This is a genomic window from Phenylobacterium sp. SCN 70-31 (genome assembly GCF_001724605.1).
In the GTDB taxonomy this organism is placed as follows: Bacteria; Pseudomonadota; Alphaproteobacteria; order Caulobacterales; family Caulobacteraceae; genus Phenylobacterium.
The window spans coordinates 265,471-282,701 of record NZ_MEEX01000006.1; the positions used below are offsets into that span (position 1 = coordinate 265,471).

16 protein-coding genes are annotated in these 17,231 nt (G+C 70.1%); 3 read left to right on the forward strand and 13 right to left on the reverse strand.

What is annotated here, in order from left to right; genetic code table 11:
* Window positions 1–29 precede the first annotated feature (29 nt).
* The 6 genes from rpoD to ABS78_RS06675 all read right to left on the reverse strand — a co-directional run bounded on the left by rpoD (window position 30) and on the right by ABS78_RS06675 (window position 7,478).
* Window positions 30–1,958 (reverse strand): RNA polymerase sigma factor RpoD, encoded by a 1,929-nt coding sequence (gene rpoD, locus ABS78_RS06650; RefSeq protein WP_293376297.1) that lies wholly within the window; start codon window positions 1,956–1,958, stop codon window positions 30–32.
* Window positions 1,959–2,394: 436 nt separating this feature from the next.
* Window positions 2,395–4,332: a DNA primase gene (dnaG, locus tag ABS78_RS06655; protein ID WP_293376299.1), complete on the reverse strand. Its 1,938-nt coding sequence runs from the start codon at window positions 4,330–4,332 to the stop codon at window positions 2,395–2,397.
* 273 nt (window positions 4,333–4,605) lie between these two features.
* A complete protein-coding gene (gene sigJ, locus ABS78_RS06660; RefSeq protein ID WP_293376346.1) occupies window positions 4,606–5,496 on the reverse strand; it encodes an RNA polymerase sigma factor SigJ in 891 nt (296 codons plus the stop codon).
* A gap of 10 nt (window positions 5,497–5,506) precedes the next feature.
* The gene (locus tag ABS78_RS06665; RefSeq protein WP_293376301.1) at window positions 5,507–6,064 is read right to left on the reverse strand and encodes a hypothetical protein; all 558 of its coding nucleotides are present in this window, start codon (window positions 6,062–6,064) and stop codon (window positions 5,507–5,509) included.
* 3 nt (window positions 6,065–6,067) lie between these two features.
* Entirely contained in the window at window positions 6,068–6,472 is a 405-nt protein-coding gene (locus ABS78_RS06670; RefSeq protein ID WP_293376303.1) for a hypothetical protein, read from the reverse strand.
* A 307-nt stretch (window positions 6,473–6,779) separates the two neighbouring features.
* Window positions 6,780–7,478 carry an HAD family hydrolase gene (locus ABS78_RS06675; protein WP_293376305.1) on the reverse strand — a complete coding sequence of 233 codons (699 nt, stop codon included), beginning with the start codon at window positions 7,476–7,478 and terminating at the stop codon, window positions 6,780–6,782.
* Between the two features lie 161 nt (window positions 7,479–7,639).
* Here ABS78_RS06675 and ABS78_RS06680 point away from each other — a divergent pair, with 161 nt between their 5' ends.
* Window positions 7,640–8,767: a response regulator gene (locus ABS78_RS06680; RefSeq protein ID WP_293376307.1), complete on the forward strand. Its 1,128-nt coding sequence runs from the start codon at window positions 7,640–7,642 to the stop codon at window positions 8,765–8,767.
* Here ABS78_RS06680 and ABS78_RS06685 read toward each other — a convergent pair.
* Both ABS78_RS06685 and ABS78_RS06690 read right to left on the reverse strand, forming a co-directional pair.
* A complete protein-coding gene (locus ABS78_RS06685) occupies window positions 8,746–8,991 on the reverse strand; it encodes a DUF1272 domain-containing protein (RefSeq protein WP_293376309.1) in 246 nt (81 codons plus the stop codon). The two genes, ABS78_RS06680 and ABS78_RS06685, sit on opposite strands and share 22 nt — an antisense overlap.
* A gap of 62 nt (window positions 8,992–9,053) precedes the next feature.
* Window positions 9,054–9,488: a DUF1330 domain-containing protein gene (locus tag ABS78_RS06690; RefSeq protein ID WP_293376311.1), complete on the reverse strand. Its 435-nt coding sequence runs from the start codon at window positions 9,486–9,488 to the stop codon at window positions 9,054–9,056.
* 76 nt (window positions 9,489–9,564) lie between these two features.
* On the opposite strand from ABS78_RS06690, the gene carA reads away from it, so the two are divergent.
* Window positions 9,565–10,731 (forward strand): glutamine-hydrolyzing carbamoyl-phosphate synthase small subunit, encoded by a 1,167-nt coding sequence (gene carA, locus ABS78_RS06695; RefSeq protein ID WP_293376313.1) that lies wholly within the window; start codon window positions 9,565–9,567, stop codon window positions 10,729–10,731.
* Window positions 10,732–10,790: 59 nt separating this feature from the next.
* On the opposite strand, the gene ABS78_RS06700 is transcribed toward carA, so the two are convergent.
* The 5 genes from ABS78_RS06700 to ABS78_RS06720 form a co-directional block, all read right to left on the reverse strand.
* Window positions 10,791–11,276, reverse strand: a complete 486-nt coding sequence (locus ABS78_RS06700; RefSeq protein WP_293376315.1) for a GxxExxY protein — start codon at window positions 11,274–11,276, stop codon at window positions 10,791–10,793.
* 63 nt (window positions 11,277–11,339) lie between these two features.
* On the reverse strand, window positions 11,340–11,822 hold the full coding sequence (locus ABS78_RS06705) for a YbjN domain-containing protein (RefSeq protein WP_293376317.1): 483 nt from the start codon (window positions 11,820–11,822) through the stop codon (window positions 11,340–11,342).
* Window positions 11,823–11,887: 65 nt separating this feature from the next.
* A complete protein-coding gene (locus ABS78_RS06710; RefSeq protein WP_293376319.1) occupies window positions 11,888–12,649 on the reverse strand; it encodes an anti-sigma factor in 762 nt (253 codons plus the stop codon).
* Window positions 12,646–13,203, reverse strand: a complete 558-nt coding sequence (locus ABS78_RS06715) for a sigma-70 family RNA polymerase sigma factor (protein WP_293376321.1) — start codon at window positions 13,201–13,203, stop codon at window positions 12,646–12,648. Before ABS78_RS06715 ends, ABS78_RS06710 begins: the two co-directional genes overlap by 4 nt.
* Window positions 13,204–13,384: 181 nt before the next feature.
* On the reverse strand, window positions 13,385–13,615 hold the full coding sequence (locus ABS78_RS06720; protein ID WP_293376323.1) for a hypothetical protein: 231 nt from the start codon (window positions 13,613–13,615) through the stop codon (window positions 13,385–13,387).
* 260 nt (window positions 13,616–13,875) lie between these two features.
* Between ABS78_RS06720 and carB the strand changes: the two genes are divergently transcribed.
* Window positions 13,876–17,166, forward strand: coding sequence for a carbamoyl-phosphate synthase large subunit (carB, locus tag ABS78_RS06725; RefSeq protein WP_293376325.1), 3,291 nt, complete (start codon window positions 13,876–13,878; stop codon window positions 17,164–17,166).
* Window positions 17,167–17,231: the final 65 nt, after the last annotated feature.

Sequence of the window (17,231 nt, forward strand, 5' to 3'; positions counted from 1 at the left end):
CGGAAGCGTCCCTCCGCCGCCGCCGCCCGTCAACTGTCGAGGAAGCTCCGCAGCTTCCGCGACCGCGAGGGGTGCTTCAGCTTGCGCAGGGCCTTGGCCTCGATCTGCCGGATACGTTCGCGGGTCACCGAGAACTGCTGGCCCACCTCTTCCAGGGTGTGGTCGGTGTTCATGCCGATGCCGAAGCGCATGCGCAGCACGCGCTCTTCGCGCGGGGTCAGGCTCGCCAGCACGCGGGTGGTGGTCTCGCGCAGGTTCGACTGGATCGCGGCGTCGATCGGCAGGACGGCGTTCTTGTCCTCGATGAAGTCGCCCAGATGCGAATCCTCCTCGTCGCCGATCGGCGTTTCGAGCGAGATCGGCTCCTTGGCGATCTTCAGGACCTTGCGCACCTTCTCCAGCGGCATGGCCAGCTTCTCGGCCAGCTCTTCCGGGGTCGGCTCGCGGCCGATCTCGTGCAGCATCTGGCGGCTGGTGCGGACGATCTTGTTGATCGTCTCGATCATGTGGACGGGGATGCGGATGGTCCGCGCCTGGTCGGCGATCGAGCGGGTGATCGCCTGCCGGATCCACCAGGTGGCGTAGGTCGAGAACTTGTAGCCGCGACGGTACTCGAACTTGTCCACCGCCTTCATCAGGCCGATGTTGCCCTCCTGGATCAGGTCCAGGAACTGCAGGCCGCGGTTCGTGTACTTCTTGGCGATCGAGATCACGAGGCGCAGGTTGGCCTCGACCATCTCCTTCTTCGCCTGACGCGCTTCCCGCTCGCCCTTCTGGACGGTCTGGACGATGCGGCGATAGTCGTCGATGGGAACGCCCGTCTCCTGGGCGAGGGCGGCGATCTCGCTCCGGATGTCGCCGATCTGGCCGGCGTCGTTCTCGGCGAACTTGGTCCAGCGCACGCCCAGGGCCTTCACCTGGCCCGACCAGTCGGGGCGCATCTCCGAGCCCAGGTAGGCCTTCAGGAACTCGGCGCGGCTGATGCCGTAGCTGTCGGCCAGGCGCAGCAGGCGGCCTTCCAGCACCATCAGGCGCTTGTTGATGGCGTAGAGCTGCTCGACCAGCGCTTCGATGCGGTTGTTGTTGAGCTTGAGCGTCTTGAGGTGCTGGACGATCGCGCTCGTGGCGCCGGCGTAGGCCGTGCGGTCGGCCTCGGCCAGATCCTGGCCCTGGAGCCGGGCGGTCACCAGCTTTTCCTGCAGCAGGCGGAAGCCCTCGAACTCGCCGGCGATGGCGTCCAGGGTGGCCATCACGCCCTCGCGCAGCTCGGCCTCCATGGCGCTGATCGTCGGGCCGGCGCCGTCGTCGAAATCGTCGTCGCTGTCGCCGTCGCCTTCGCTCTCGCCCTCGGCCTTTTCCTCGGTCTCCTCGGACTCTTCCGAGGCCATGTCGCCCGCCGCAGCGGCGACCTGGCCGCCGTAGGTCTGTTCGAGGTCGATCACCTCGCGCAGGAGGATGCGGCCGCCTTCCAGCTCCTCGCGCCACACCATGATGGCCTCGAAGGTCAGGGCGCTCTCGCACAGGCCGCGGATCATGGTGTCGCGGCCGGCTTCGATGCGCTTGGCGATGGCGATCTCGCCTTCGCGCGACAGCAGCTCCACCGAGCCCATTTCCCGCAGGTACATCCGCACGGGGTCGTCGGTGCGGTCGTAGGCCGGCTCCTTGGTGGTCTCGACCACCGCGGTCTCTTCGCGGACCGCCACCTCGCCGCCCTCGGCGTCGTCCTCGGATTCCACGACGTTGACGCCCATCTCGCTCAGCATGGCGAGGGTGTCTTCGATCTGTTCCGAGGTCACTTCCTCGGAGGGCAGCACCTTGTTCAGCTCGTCCATGGTGACGTAGCCGCGGGTCTTGGCCTGCTTGATGAACTTCTTGACCGCGGCGTCGGTGAGGTCGAGCAGCGGGCCGTCGGTCGCCGTGGTTTCGGGGGCTTCGGCTTCGGCGGTGTTGGCGCTCATCTAAATCTCCAGACTCGGCGTCGTTCCTGGCCGCCGCGAGAGACGCGGCAGGAAGGCGGGCCGGTAAATGGTGGCCCGTGCGCCGGTAGCGAAGGGGTCGCGACATGACGACCCAGGCGCACGATGAAATGTTCCCTTGGGATACGGTCGTCCGAAGCGTTCCAACGCCTGTAGACGCGCAAAGGATTCAAGCGCCGCGATGGGCCGAGCCCCTCGCAACGTCCTTTGGCCGTCCGCAGATGCGGTCGCCACGGGGACTTCCGCGCCTCGAGGGAGACATCATCATCACGAAGGGGCGCGTCCGAAGTCGCAACGGCCCGGCGATGTCTGTCGCAAGCACGCTAAATCCGTAGCCCGCAGATGGCGCGCGGGACGCCCGGTGTCAAGGCGGGCAGGGTGCATTCCCGGGCGCCCGCGACCGCCGGTCGCGCCGCGTTCAGTGCGGCAACACCGCCACCGGGCCGTCCTCGCCGTTGGCCCAGTCGCTGTTGATGAGGCGGCGCAGGTGGTCGCGCTCGGCCTTGAGCGGGGCCAGGGTCGCAAGGGCCGTGGGGTCGCGGGCCACGTCCTGCACCGCCGCCTCGACGGCCCGCTCAAGGGCTTCGAGTTGCATGAGCAGGTCGAAGGCCTGACGCCAGAGCAGGCGCGCCCGGTCGCGCGCGGCGGTCGGGTCCAGGAACGGCGCGGCGACGCCGGCCCGGCTGGCGTCGCGGTCCATCCGCGCGATCATCGCCGCGTCGACGCCGCGGGCCTGGAGGCGCCGCATCACCACTTCGAATTCGGCCTCTTCGGCCTCGTAGCGCAACTGGACCAGTTCGTGGGCGATCCGGTCCAGCTTCTGGTCGCCGAAGCCGTGCGACCCCACCAGTTCGATGGAATCGTCGATGATCGCCGGGTCGAGGAGGGCGGCCTTGGCCAGGGCCGCCGCCAGCGGCCGCGCCGACTGTTGCAGCGCCTGCGCGGCGCTCCGCGCCTCGGGCGTCGCCCCCGCCGCCGCGGCGCGGCGCTTCGCCCAGCCGTGGTTGGACAGCGCCCGGCCCGCGGCGCCGGGTTCGTAGACGCTGGCCGCCCTGGGCGAGAGCTGGTCGAAGCGCCCCAGCAGGTCCTCCTTGTAGGCGGCGGCGAGATCGGCGTCGGGGATGCTCGCCGCCAGCTTGCGCAGCCGCACCTTCAGCGCCGTCTTGCGCTCGGGCGTGTCCAGCGGCTGGGCCTCGTCGTGCTCGCGGCGGAACAGGGCTTCGGCGAACGGCGTGGTCTTCGCGAGCTGGGCCTTCAGCGCCGCAGGCCCCTGTTCGCGCAGGACGTCGTCGGGGTCCTTGCCGCCCTCCACGATGGCGAACCGGAAGCTCCGCCCGGCCTTCAGCAGCGGCAGGGCCCGGTCGATGGCGCGCGCCGCGGCCTGCCGGCCCGCCCGGTCGCCGTCGAAGCAGAGGGTCGGCTCGGGGTGATGGCGCCACAGCAGCTCCATCTGGTCCTCGCCCAGCGCCGTGCCCATGGCCGCCACCGCCGGCACGCCCGCCCGCTGACAGGCGATGACGTCCATGTAGCCCTCCACCACCACCAGCGGCGGGTCCTCGTCGCCCTTCGCCGTGGCCAGGATCTTCCGCGCTTCGGACAGGCCGTAGAGGTGATGCCCCTTGTGGAAGACCACGGTCTCGGGGCCGTTCAGGTATTTGGCGCGGGCCTGGGGATCCATCGCCCGGCCGCCGAACGAGACCACCCGGCCGCGCGCGTCCAGGATCGGGAAGACGATCCGGTCGCGGAACCGGTCGAACGGCGCGCCGCCGTCCTCGGGCGCGACCAGCAGGCCCGTCTCGACCAGCGCCCCCGGCTGGGCGCCCTTGGCGACCAGATAGTCCTTCAGCGCGGTGCGGCCGCCCCTCGCGTCCTTGGCCGGCGCGAAGCCCAGGCGGAAGCGGCCCCACTCGGCCTCGGGCAGGCCCCGGCGCTCCAGGTAGGCGCGCGCCTCGCGGCCGGCCGGCCGGCGCAGCTCGGCCTCGAACCATTGCGCCGCCAGTTCCAGCCAGTCGGCCAGGCCCTGGCGCTTCTTCTCCTGCTCGACGCCGCGCGGATCGACGGCCGGCAGCGGCACGCCCGCCTCGCCGGCCAGCCGCTCGACGGCCTCGGCGAAGGTCAGCCGCTCGGTCTCCTGGAGGAAGGTGATGAGGTCGCCCGTCTTGCCCGACGAGAAGTCGAAGAACATTCCCTTGGCGTCGTTCACGTAGAACGAGGGCGTCTTCTCCTTGTTGAACGGCGAGAGGCCGACGTACTCCTGCCCCTGTTTGCGCAGCTTGACCGTGCGGCCGATGACGTCGCTGGGCCGCAGCCGCGACTTCACCTCCTCCACGAACCGCTCGTCGAACCGACCGACCATGCCCTGCTCACTCGCCGCCTGCGCGCGGCCAAGGGGTCTTGTTAGGTGACACCCATGATTATCGAGGTGCGTGACGGGTAGACAGAAGCCCGCCGGACGTGGACGACATGACCCGCCCTGTGCGTCGTTCGCGCCGTGGGGAGGACCGATAGTGTATGTTCCTTGTATGTTCTAGTGAAAAATCTTTCTATTCTAGAGAGTTGAGCAGATCAGACGATCTGGGTCCGCCTGATGGGCGCCTTAGCCGGCCGTAGTCCAGAGAGTGTCCACGTCCTAGCCGCCATCCCGCAACTGATGAGTCAGATGCCGCAGCTTATCGGGGTTGCGCATGACGTAGATGGCGGCGATCCGGCCGTCCTCGCCCGGCTCGAACGCCAGGGTCTCCGGCCCGTCGTGCAGGCGCAGCAGCAGGCCGGGGCCGCCGTTGATGCGCACCATCTCCAGGCCCTGCACGCCCATCTCGCCGTGGCGCCAGAGCAGACCCTGGAAGAGGCCGATGATGTCGTCCCGACCCACCAGGACCCGCAGCGCCGCGGTGCGCTTGCCGCCGCCGTCGCTGACCATGATCGCGTCCTCGGCCAGCAGCTCGGACAGCGCCTTGGCGTCGGCCGTCGCCGAGGCGGCGGCGAACGCGGCGGCCAGTTTCATCGCCTTGTCCCGATCCACGGTGAAGCGCGGCCGGGCGTCCTGCACGTGGCTGCGGGCGCGGCTGGCGAGCTGGCGCACGGCGGCCTCCGAGCGCTCCAATGTCTCGGCCACCTGCGCGTAGTCCTGGTCGAACACGTCGTGCAGCAGGAAGACCGCCCGCTCCAGCGGCGACAGCCGCTCCAGCGCCAGCAGGAAGGCGATCGAGACCTCCTCGGCCCGCTCGACCGCGTCTGTGGCAGGCTCAACCAGGGGTTCGATCAACGGCTCGGGAAGCCAGGGGCCCCTGTAGGCCGCCCGCTCGGCCTTGGCGGCGCGCAGGCGGTCGATGCAGAGCCGCGTCGTGGCCCGCACCAGCCAGGCGGCGGGATCGTCCACGCCCGCCCCGGCCCGGCTCCAGCGCAGCCAGGCGTCCTGCACCGCGTCCTCGGCCTCGGAGACCGAGCCCAGCATGCGATAGGCCAGCCGCGTCAGCCGCGGGCGGCTCGCCTCGAAGGCGTCGGTGAGCGCCGCGTCCATCGCCGCCACCCTACGCCGCCAGCTCCAGGCGGGCGATCCCGGGCGTCACGGCCTCGCCCGCCACGGTCACCCGTGAACAGGCCTTGCCGTAGCCCAGGGCGTACTTGAGCGTCGGATACATGCGCGCGGCGGTCAGGGCGAGGCCGATGGCCACCAGCGCCGGCTCGCCCCAGCGGCGCACGATCTCGTCGCGCAGGGGGTCGCAGGTCTCCATGTCCCGGGCGAAGCTGGCGCGGGCGAAGCGGTAGGCCAGAGCCGCGGTCTCGCCCATCCCCGCCTCGTCCCCGGCGACGATGGCGCGCAGGATGGCGGGGTCCACGCCCTCGGCCGTCGCGATGTCCACGCCCACCTGCACGCAGGGGCCGCAGTCCTCCTGCAACGTCCCCACGAGGCCCGCGGCGGCCAGCGCCTCGGGCGGCGCGGCGCGGCGGTCGGCCGCCTGGGTCCCCAGGCTGAACTTGAGCAGGCTCCGGGGATTCTGGCGCAGCACGTGGCGCATGTAGCCGGCGTCGTAGCCGAAGGCGGCCTCGAACCGGTCGAGCTGGCGGGAGAGGAAGAACTTGAGCATGGGTCAGACCTCGATCTCGGAGGGAGGGGGCTTGCGGAGAAGGGCCAGCGCCAGCGGGATCGCCGCCAGCAGGAAGACCCCCACGGCGTCGCGGCGCAGGTCGGCCAGCGGGGTCGCCCCGCAGGTGGCGTCGTAGACGTGGATGGCGGCGTGCGTCGTGAGCCAGGCGGCGGCGGCGGCCAGCGCCGGCCATCCCTGCCGCGGCCGCCACGCGAACCAGGCCAGCGCCAGCGCGCTGGTCGCATAGATCGCGCCGATGTCGCGCACGAAGTGCGGGTTGAACGGCCCCGTCTGCGGTACGCCCGGCACGGCGTCGTACCAGGCCAGCGGCGCGAACAGCATCGCCAGCCCGTTGGCGCCCAGGACCAGCCCCGTCAGGCCGGCCAGATATCGATCCCAATCCCGCATCGCCACCCTCCGTCGGTTCCACGCCCAGGACGGAGCGGCGGGGCGGGTTGTGACATCGCTAGGATGGAAATCACGAAAAACACGAAAGGACACGAAAGGGGCCGCACGCGAGGCCGCGAAGCGGCGCCACCGCAAGGGTTTGAACCGCAAACGAACGCGAAAGAACGCGAATGCGTCGGGGCCGGTCCGAGATCGTTCGCGTTCTTTCGCGTTCGTTCGCGGTTCACAACTCAAGCGCTTCCGCTCGCGCGGAGGCCGACGGCGAAGCGCCGCTTTTCGTGTTCTTTCGTGTCCTTCGTGGTTCCCCCTACTTCAACGTCCCCAGCCAGCCGGGAAGCTCGGAGATGCTCGCCAGCTCCGTGAAGCGGGGATGGTCGGCCGGCGGGTCGGCGACCTCGTGCGCCCAGGTGATGGGGTAGGGGATATAGGCCCCCCACGCGCCGGCCTCGATCGCGGGCAGGATATCGGAGCGCAGGGAGTTGCCGACCATCACCGCCTCACCCGCGCCCGTGCCGTAGCGGTCGAAGACGCGGGCATAGGTCGAGGCGTCCTTCTCGCTCACGATCTCGACCGCGGCGAACAGGTCGCCCAGGCCCGAGGCGGCCAGCTTCTGCTCCTGGTGCAGCAGGTCGCCCTTGGTGATCAGCACGAGGCGGAAGCCGGCTTCCGCCAGTTCGGCCAGGGCGTTGTCGACGCCGGGCAGCGGCTCCACCGGCTCGGACAGCATCTCGCGGCCGGCGGCCAGGATGTCGGCGATCAGCCGGCCGGGCGGCTGGCCCTCGGTCAGCTCCATCGCCGTCTCGATCATCGAGAGCGTGAAGCCCTTCACGCCGTACCCGTAGAGCCGGAGGTTGCGTTTCTCCACCTCGGCCAGGCGGGCGGTGGTCAGCTCATGGCTGGCGTAGTCCGACAGCATCGCGCGCAGGCGATCCTGGGTGAGGCGGAAGATCGTCTCGTTGTGCCAGAGGGTGTCGTCGGCGTCGAGGCCGACCGTGGTGATGCGCATGGCGGCGATCCATACGGCCGGGCGGGTATCCTGCGCAATCGCCGGGCAGGGGGCGCCCAAGACGCGTGCAGCGGGCGCCAATCCCTTATGCAACAAAGGATTGCGAGGTTTTGGTAACCCGGGCCGGCGATGCTTGTCTGGGGTTGATTCGGAGGCCGGCGATGGCCACGGGGGGAATCTGGCGCTGGATCGGCGCGCGGCTGGGGGGCCGTGCGGTCGCGGACGCACAGGCGCAGGCCGACCTGGCCGAGGCGCGGCTGCGCGACGCGATCGATGCGATCCCCGAGGGCGTGGTCTTCCTGGACGCCGAGGGCCGCTACATCCTCTGGAACCGGCGCTACGCCGAGATCTACCATCGCTCGGCCGATCTGTTCCGGCCGGGCGCCCGGCTGATCGACACCCTTCGCGAGGGGGTGGCGCGCGGCGACTATCCGGACGCCATCGGCTGCGAGGCGGCCTGGCTGGCCGAGCGCGAGGCCAAGCTGGCCCGGGCCACGGGCGAGCGGCACGAGCAGCAGGTCTCGGACGGCCGCTGGCTCATGATCGAGGAACGCCGGACGTCGGACGGGGGCGTCATAGGCCTGCGGGTCGACATCACCGAGATGAAGCAGCAGGCCGCCGCCCTGGAGGAGGCGCTGGTCCACGCCGAGGCGGCGCATCGGGCCAAGGCCGAATTCCTGGCCGACATGAGCCACGAGCTCCGCACCCCGCTGAACGGCGTCCTGGGCCTGGCCCAGGCGCTGGACGCCACCGACCTGTGTCCCGAACAGCGCGCCCTGGTGTCCGACATCCGCGCGGCGGCGCGCCAGCTCAACCGCATCGTCAACGGCCTGCTGGACTATGGCGACGCCGATCTGGCCGTCGACGAGCGGGCGGGCGTCGCGGGTTCCGACCGGCCGCTCCGCGTGCTGGCCGCCGACGACAATCCCACCAACCGCAAGGTCATCGAGCTGATGCTCGAGGCGGCGGGCGTCCAGGTCACGACCGTGGAGAACGGGTACGAGGCGGTGGAGGCCTGGCGGGCGGGCGGGTACGACGCGGTTCTGATGGACCTGCGCATGCCGGTCACCGATGGCCTGGCGGCCATCCGCACCATCCGCAAGGACGAGGCCTCGTTGGGCCGGGCGCGCACACCCACCATCGTCCTGTCCGCCAACACCTCGCCCGAGGACCGGGCCGCCTCGGCGGCCGCGGGCGCGGACGGCCATATCGCCAAGCCCATCCGGGTCGAGACCCTGTTCGCCGCGCTCGATGCGGCGCTGTCGTCTCAGGTGGCGCAGGCCGTGTGAGGTTTGGTCGTCCGCTCGGCCGAGGGCGGGAATTTTTCCAGGAGGGCCGCGGGCCGGATCGGTCGCGCCACCAGCCCGCCGCCGCAGTTGGGGCAACGTCCGCCGAAGCGTGCGTCGGCGCACCGGGCGCAGAAGGTGCATTCGAAGCTGCAGATGCGCGCCTCGCCGTTGTCGGGCGCAAGGTCGCGGTCGCAGCATTCGCAGTTGGGGCGCAGGGCCAGCATGCCTAAGGCTACATCGGCTCCGGAGTGGCTGAAAGGACAGGTTTCCCTCGTTTTCCGCCAATCTATTCGCCGAAGCCCTCGCCCGGTTCGCGCACGGGCTCCAGGCGCAGGAGGCGCGAGTCGGCCACGCCGGCGGTCCGATGCTGCACGAGGTCCCGGTACTCGGGATCGCGCACCATCGCGATGAAGGCGTCGGCGTTCGGGTATTCGGCGATGAAGGCGATGTCCCAGGCCTCGGCCTGGGGACCCGTCACCATCACCTGCGGTCGGCCGGCCCACACCTGGCGTCCGCCCAGCCGCTTGAGGATATGGGCGGTGGTGCGGCCATAGGCGCGGTAGGCGTCCCGTCCGCTCAGGCCCTTTCCGTGGTCGGGATGTCCCTCGGGATACGTCGCCTCGGGCTTCAGCCGGACCAGGTTCAGCATCTGGATGGGTTGGTCGCGGGGCAGGCCCTTGAAGATCTCCCAGGCCTCGCGATCCGGATCGATATACGTCATGACATTCTCCGTCGCATTGACCCGCCGTGCGGGACTCACTACCTAGCGCGCCGTTTGCCTACAAGGAGAGCCGCCGATGAGCCGTGACCTGTTGCCTGGCGTCACCGGCGTGCTGGCGCTGGCGGACGGAACCGTCCTTCAGGGCGTGGGGGTGGGCGGCGTCGGCGAGGCCGTGGGCGAGGTGTGCTTCAACACCGCCATGACCGGTTACCAGGAAATCCTGACCGACCCGTCCTACATGGCCCAGATCGTGACCTTCACGTTCCCGCACGTGGGCAACGTGGGGACCAACGTCGAGGACATCGAGCAGATGTCGGGCTCGGCCGAGACCGCGGCGCGCGGGGCGATCTTCCGCGATGCGCCCACCCGCCCGGCCAACTGGCGCGCGGACAGCGATCTCGAGGCCTGGATGGCGCGCCGCGGCGTCATCGGCCTGGCCGGGGTCGACACCCGCGCCCTGACCCGCGCGATCCGCGAGCGCGGCATGCCCCACGGCGTCATCGCCCACGATCCCGAGGGCCGGTTCGACCTGGACGCCCTGGTCGCCCGGGCGAAGGCGTGGTCGGGCCTGGTCGGCCTGGACCTGGCCAAGGACGCCACCTGTCTGCAACCGTTCACCTACGACGAAGGCCTGTGGGACTGGAACGGGGGCTACGCCAGGGCGGGGTCGCCGAGCTACGAGGTGGTCGTCGTCGACTACGGCGTGAAGCGCAACATCCTGCGGGCGCTGACCTCGGTCGGCGCGCGGGTGACGGTGGTGCCGGCCACGACGACCGCCGAAGAGATCCTGGCGCGCAATCCCGACGGCGTGCTGCTGTCGAACGGTCCCGGCGACCCGGCGGCGACGGGCGAATACGCCGTGCCCGAGATCCGCAAGCTGGTCGACAGCGGCAAGCCCGTCTTCGGCATCTGCCTGGGCCACCAGATGCTGTCGCTCGCGCTCGGCGCGAAGACGGTGAAGATGGACCAGGGCCATCATGGCGCGAACCATCCGGTCAAGGACCTGACGACCGGCAAGGTCGAGATCGTCTCGATGAACCACGGCTTCACCGTGGACCGCGACAGCCTGCCCGAGCCCGTGGTCGAGACCCACGTCTCGCTGTTCGACGGCACCAACGCCGGCATCGCGCTCAAGGACCGCCCCGTCTTCTCGGTCCAGCACCACCCCGAGGCCTCCCCCGGCCCCACAGACAGCCTCTACATCTTCGAACGCTTCACCGCCCTCATGGACCAGGCGAAGTAGACGCGGCGAAGCCGCAAGAATTGAACCGCGAACGAACGCGAAGGAACGCGAACAGGACCTCAGGAACGGTCTGGGCCACTGGGACTTTCTCCGAGAGCAGAGGCTTCACGGACGCGTTCGCGTTCCTTCGCGTTCGTTCGCGGTTCCTCGTCTTGCAAAACGAGCCGCTCCACCGTCGCGCGCGGGACGGCTCCGAAGTTGACGAGCAACCCCAGGTCAAGGCCCGTCGCGCGCAGGTAGTTCAAGAGTTGCGCCCGATGCTCGGGCGCGATCGCCCGGGCGACCTTGAGCTCTACGATGATCGCCTCGAAGCATACGAAGTCCGGCGCGTAGGCCTGCCTCAGAGGCGTCCCCTTGTATGCGAGCCGCAGCGTCGGCTGGGCCCGAAATGGAATCCGGCGGGCGGAAAACTCCATTGCCAGGCATTCTTGATAGACCGCCTCCAGAAATCCGCGACCCATGGCTCGGTTGACCTCGAAGATCGCGCCTTGAATGCGAAACGCCTCCTCGCGATGAAGCAAGAGGTCGGTCGTCGGCTGGATCATGCCGTCAACTTACCACCCTCCGTCGATTGGAACAATAAGAGAACATTCCCCGAGGGGATTCCCTCACCACCCGATGTGTTGGAGGATCTCCGGGAGGAACTGGAGGAAGACGTCCAGGTCGTCGCGGAGGGCTTCGAACGTGCCGCCGGGGGCCACGTTGGCGTCGTAGGCGAAGATCGGGTCGCCCGCCGGGTCCAGGTAGACGCGGACGTACCGCTTCGTGCGGTTCCAGTCGTTGGCCTTCTCGAGCCCCAGCGGCTGCTCCAGGTCGAAGCTGGAGAGGAACTGCACCGCCCGGCAGCGCCCATCCGTGCAGTCGTAGAGGTCGACTTCGAACTTCACGCCGTTGGCGGCCTGGGCCTGGACATAGCGCGTCCCGTCGTCGGTCTTCTCGACCTTCGGATCGAAGCCCTCGGCCTTGAGGAACGCGATGACGTCCTCGATGGCGAGGCCGGCCTCGGGGATCGGGCGCGCCTCGGCGGCGCCGGCGGACGCCAACGCGGCGATCGCCAGGCTCGCGGCCGCAGCCGCCAGGACACGTTTCATGCAGGCACCCCCAATCAGACGCGAGACGCCCCGGCATATCGCGCGCCGGGGCGCTCGGCCACGGGTTAGAGCCGCGACAGCTTGCCGACGCCGATGACCGGGCCGCTCGGGCCGTCCGGGTTCTGCGACCCGCCGGGCGGTTCGACCGAGACGGCCAGCGCCGCGCCCTCGGCCATCTTGGCCATCAGTTCGGTCGGCAGCGCGATCACCTTCGCCTTGCCGGATTCCACCAGGCCCAGGGACTTGGGGTTGTCCTGGCCGGCGATCAGCCACAGCTCGTGCACCTTGTCGCGCTCCGAGCCCTCGGGCAGCAGCGAGGTGACGATCAGGGCCTTGCGGTCGGGATCGTAGGCGGCCGTGAACAGGGGCTGGACCCGGCTGTCCTGGCTGACGACGCTGGCGCTCAGCAGTTGGCCCTGCGGGGCCACCGGCACGTCGCGGGTGACGGTCACCGGCGGCTGGTTCACCTGCACCACCACGGCGGCCAGGCTGGCGGCGGCCAGGGCGAAGCCGCCCATCGCCGCGTTCCGCCAGAACCTGAGCCGGCCCAGGAGCGCGCCGTTGTCGTTGGCGGCCCCGCTGGTCCTGGAGTCGTTGGCCGGCAGCAGGCGCTCGATCCGCGCCCAGAGCCCCGCGGGCGCCGGGACGGAGGGGATCTGCTCCAGCAGCGGCGCCAGCCGCGCCTGCCAGGCCGCGACGTCGGCGGCGAACGCCGGTTCCCGCGCCATGCGCAGTTCGGCCTCGGCCCGCTCGCGGGCGTCCAGCACCCCCAGCGCGTGTTCGGCGGCCAGGGCTTCGGCTTCGGAGAGGTCGGGAGCTTCGCTCATGACTGGAGGCACCCCTTCAGCTTCGCCAGTCCCCGACGAATCCAGCTCTTCACCGTGCCCAGCGGCGCATCCATCCGGCGGGCCAGCGCGTCATAGGTCACGCCCTCGAAGAAGGCGGTGCGGATGACCGACTGGGTGCGGTCGTCCAGCTCGCTCAGGCAGCCGTGCAGCCGGGCGCGGTCGTCGGCGGCCGAGAGCAGGGTCTCGGCGCTGTCGGCCCCATCGGGAATCTCCAGCTCCTCGACCGGTTCGGCGTAGGCGATCGGACCTCGGGCGCGCAGGCGATCAATCGCCCGGTTGCGGGCGATGGTCGATGCCCATGTCATCACGCTCGCCCGGGCGGAATCGAACCGATCCGCACGTCGCCAGATGGTGACGTAAACGTCCTGCAACACGTCCTCACTTTCCTCGCGGTCGGAGAGGATACGGAGGCAGACGCCAAAGAGTTTCGCCGAGGTGGCTTCGTAAAGTTGTCGCAGGGCCTCGCGTTCGCCGGCGGCGATGCGCGACATGAGCTGGACGAGTATGTCCGGGGACGTGACGGCGGCGGCCAAGTGAACACCTGCGGTTTCGTCGCCGTGCGGCGAACTGACACAGGCCAAGCTGCCCGCACCTGGGCCTTTGCGCAAGTCGTCACGGTTGAGTCGCACATCGCCGAAGAGGCGAGGGTTTCGACCCCCGCCCCGGCGTTGCGGGTGCGGCCTCGCCCGTCAGGTCGCCCCTCAGGCCCGCCCCTCAGGCCGCCTGGCTGCGCAGGGTGGCCCGGCGGGTGGCGGCGCGCTTCGCCTTGGCCCGCTCCTGGCGCGCGTCGTGCCGCGCCTCGGCTTCGGCCTCCAGGGCCGGAACCAGCTCGGCCGCCGCCGCCCGCTGCTTGTCGTCGCCCGACTCGGCCAGCCGGCGCGCGTTGGCGAGGAAGGTCGCCACCTCGTCGTCGGCGAGCGTCGGAATGCGGTCGATCAGGCTCATGGCGGCCTCCTGGTGCTGTCGCGGCGCTTTGCGGCGCCTTGCAGGAACAGCGCCCCAGCCCCGCCGCCAGTTGCATGATTCGAAACAGAAATTTCCGGGAACCAAATCGCGTTCCGCGACTTGCCCGTGCCCGGGGGGGCAAAGGGGCGCCGGCTCGCTTGCGCACGGGCGGCCGGGTCTCTAAAGGGGCGCCTTAACCTGAAGTTCTGACCAGGCGCCGGCGCGCGTGTCTCGCGCGGCCGCCTTTTCGCGCGAGAGCCATGCCCAAACGCACCGACATCTCCTCGATCCTGATCATCGGCGCGGGGCCCATCGTCATCGGCCAGGCGTGCGAGTTCGACTATTCCGGCGTCCAGGCCTGCAAGGCCCTGCGCGCCGAGGGCTATCGGATCGTGCTGGTCAATTCGAACCCGGCGACGATCATGACCGATCCCGACGTCGCCGACGCCACCTACATCGAGCCGATCACGCCCGAGATGGTGGCCAAGATCATCGAGAAGGAGCGGCCCGACGCCCTGCTGCCCACCATGGGCGGCCAGACGGCGCTGAACACCGCCCTCGCGCTCGAGGAGCTCGGGGTGCTCGAGAAGTTCGGCGTCGAGATGATCGGCGCCCGCGCCGACGTCATCGACAAGGCCGAGGACCGCCTCAAGTTCCGCAACGCCATGGACAAGATCGGGCTGGAGAGCCCCAGGTCCAAGGCCGCCCACTCGATGGATGAGGCGCTGGAGGGCCTGGAGTTCGTGGGCCTGCCCGCGATCATCCGCCCGTCCTTCACCCTCGCCGGCAGCGGCGGGGGCATCGCCTACAACATCGAGGAGTTCCGCGAGATCGTCGAGCGGGGCCTGGACCTCTCGCCCACCACCGAGGTGCTGATCGAGGAGAGCGTGCTCGGCTGGAAGGAGTACGAGATGGAGGTCGTCCGCGACAAGGCGGACAACTGCATCATCATCTGCTCCATCGAGAACATCGACCCGATGGGCGTCCACACGGGCGACTCCATCACCGTCGCCCCCGCACTCACGCTGACCGACAAGGAATATCAGCGGATGCGCCGCGCCTCCATCGACGTGCTGCGCGAGATCGGCGTCGAGACCGGCGGCTCCAACGTGCAGTTCGCCATCAACCCGGCCGACGGCCGCATGGTGGTGATCGAGATGAACCCGCGGGTCAGCCGCAGCTCGGCCCTGGCGTCCAAGGCCACCGGCTTCCCGATCGCCAAGGTCGCCGCCCGCCTGGCCGTGGGCTACACGCTGGACGAGCTGATGAACGACATCACGGGCGCCACGCCCGCCTCGTTCGAACCCAGCATCGACTACGTCGTCACCAAGATCCCGCGCTTCGCCTTCGAGAAGTTCCCCGGCTCCGAGCCCTATCTCACCACCCAGATGAAGTCGGTGGGCGAGGTCATGGCCATCGGCCGCACCTTCGCCGAGAGCCTCCAGAAGGCCCTGCGCGGCCTGGAGACCGGTCTCTCCGGCCTGGACGAGATCGCCATCGAGGGCGGCGACGATCCCGAGACCGGCCGCGCCGCGGTGCTGCGCGCCCTGGCCGTCCCCACCCCGGACCGGCTGCGCGTGATCGCCCAGGCGTTCCGCGCCGGCCTGACGGTGGACGAGGTCAACGCCGCCTGTTCCTACGAGCCCTGGTTCCTGCGCCAGCTCGAAGCCCTGGTGGCCACCGAGGCCGCCGTCCGCGAGGGCGGGCTGCCCACCGCCGCCGCCGACTTCCGCCGCCTCAAGGCGCTGGGCTTCTCCGACGCCCGGCTGGCGAAGCTGACCCAGACCACCGAGAAGGAGGTGCGCGAGCAGCGCCGCGCCCTGGGCGTCCGCCCCGTCTTCAAGCGCATCGACACCTGCGCCGGCGAGTTCCGCGCCGAGACGCCCTACATGTACTCCACCTACGAGACCGGCGCCCTGGGCCAGATTCCCGACTGCGAGAGCGAGCCGTCGGGGGCGAAGAAGGCCATCATCCTGGGCGGCGGCCCCAACCGGATCGGGCAGGGGATCGAGTTCGACTACTGCTGCTGCCACGCCGCCTTCGCGCTGGCCGAGATCGGCGTCGAGTCGATCATGGTCAACTGCAACCCCGAGACCGTCTCCACCGACTACGACACCTCCGACCGCCTCTACTTCGAGCCGCTGACCGCCGAGGACGTCCTCGAACTGATCGAGACCGAGCGCGCCGCCGGCGAGCTGCTGGGCGTCATCGTCCAGTTCGGCGGCCAGACGCCCCTCAAGCTGGCCAAGCCGCTGGAGGACGCGGGCATCCCGATCCTGGGCACTAGCCCCGACGCCATCGACCTGGCCGAGGACCGCGAGCGTTTCCAGCAACTGCTGCACAAGCTGAAGATCGCCCAGCCGGTCAACGCCCTGGCCCGCAGCCGCGACGAGGCCTTCGCCGCCGCGCACAAGGTGGGCTACCCCGTCGTGATCCGCCCCTCCTACGTCCTGGGCGGCCGCGCGATGGAGATCGTCCGCGACGACGAACAGCTCGAACGCTACATCGCCACCGCCGTCCAGGTGTCGGGTGACAGCCCGGTCCTCCTCGACCAGTACCTCAGCCGCGCCACCGAGGTGGACGTGGACGCCCTGTGCGACGCCCATGGCCAGGTCTTCGTGGCCGGCGTCATGGAGCATATCGAGGAGGCTGGCGTGCACTCGGGCGACAGCGCCTGCTCGCTCCCGCCCTTCTCGCTCACGCCGGCGACCATCGCCGAGCTGAAGCGCCAGACCGAGGCCATGGCCCGGGCGCTGGAGGTCCGCGGCCTGATGAACGTCCAGTTCGCCATCGAGGAGCCGCACGGCGAGGCCCCGCGCATCTATGTGCTCGAGGTCAACCCGCGCGCCAGCCGCACGGTGCCCTTCGTGGCCAAGACCATCGGCCAGCCCGTGGCCGCCATCGCCGCCAAGCTGATGGCCGGCAAGCCGCTCGCCGACTTCGGTCTCGCCGACAGGCCCTACGACCACATCGCGGTGAAGGAAGCCGTCTTCCCCTTCGCCAAGTTCCCCAAGGTCGACACCGTCCTGGGCCCCGAGATGCGCTCGACGGGCGAGGTCATGGGCCTCGACTGGATACGCCCCGGCGAGGGGCCGGGCCCCGCCTTCGCCCGCGCCTTCGCCAAGGCCCAGCTCGGCGGCGGGACCACCCTGCCCACCCAGGGCTGCGCCTTCATCTCGGTGCGCGACGCCGACAAGCTCTGGATCCTGGAGGCGGCCCGCATCATCCAGGCCCAGGGCTTCCGCATCCTGGCCACGGCCGGAACCGCCGCCTTCCTGGCGGGCGAGGGCGTCAAGGTCGAGGTGGTGAAGAAGGTCCTCGAAGGCCGCCCCCACATCGTCGACGCCATGAAGAACGGCGAGGTCCAGCTCGTCTTCAACACCACCGAGGGCAAGCAGTCGCTGCTCGACAGCTTCGAGATCCGCCGCACCGCCCTCATGGGCAAGATCCCCTACTTCACCACCGCCCCCGCCGCCCTGGCCGCCGCCCGAGCCATCGCGGCGACCGCCGAGGCCCCCCTGGAAGTGCGCCCCCTCCAGAGCTACGCCTAGGAGCCCCCGCCCCAATCCTCCCCCGTTCACGGGGGAGGGGGACCACGCCCCGAAGAGGGCGTGGT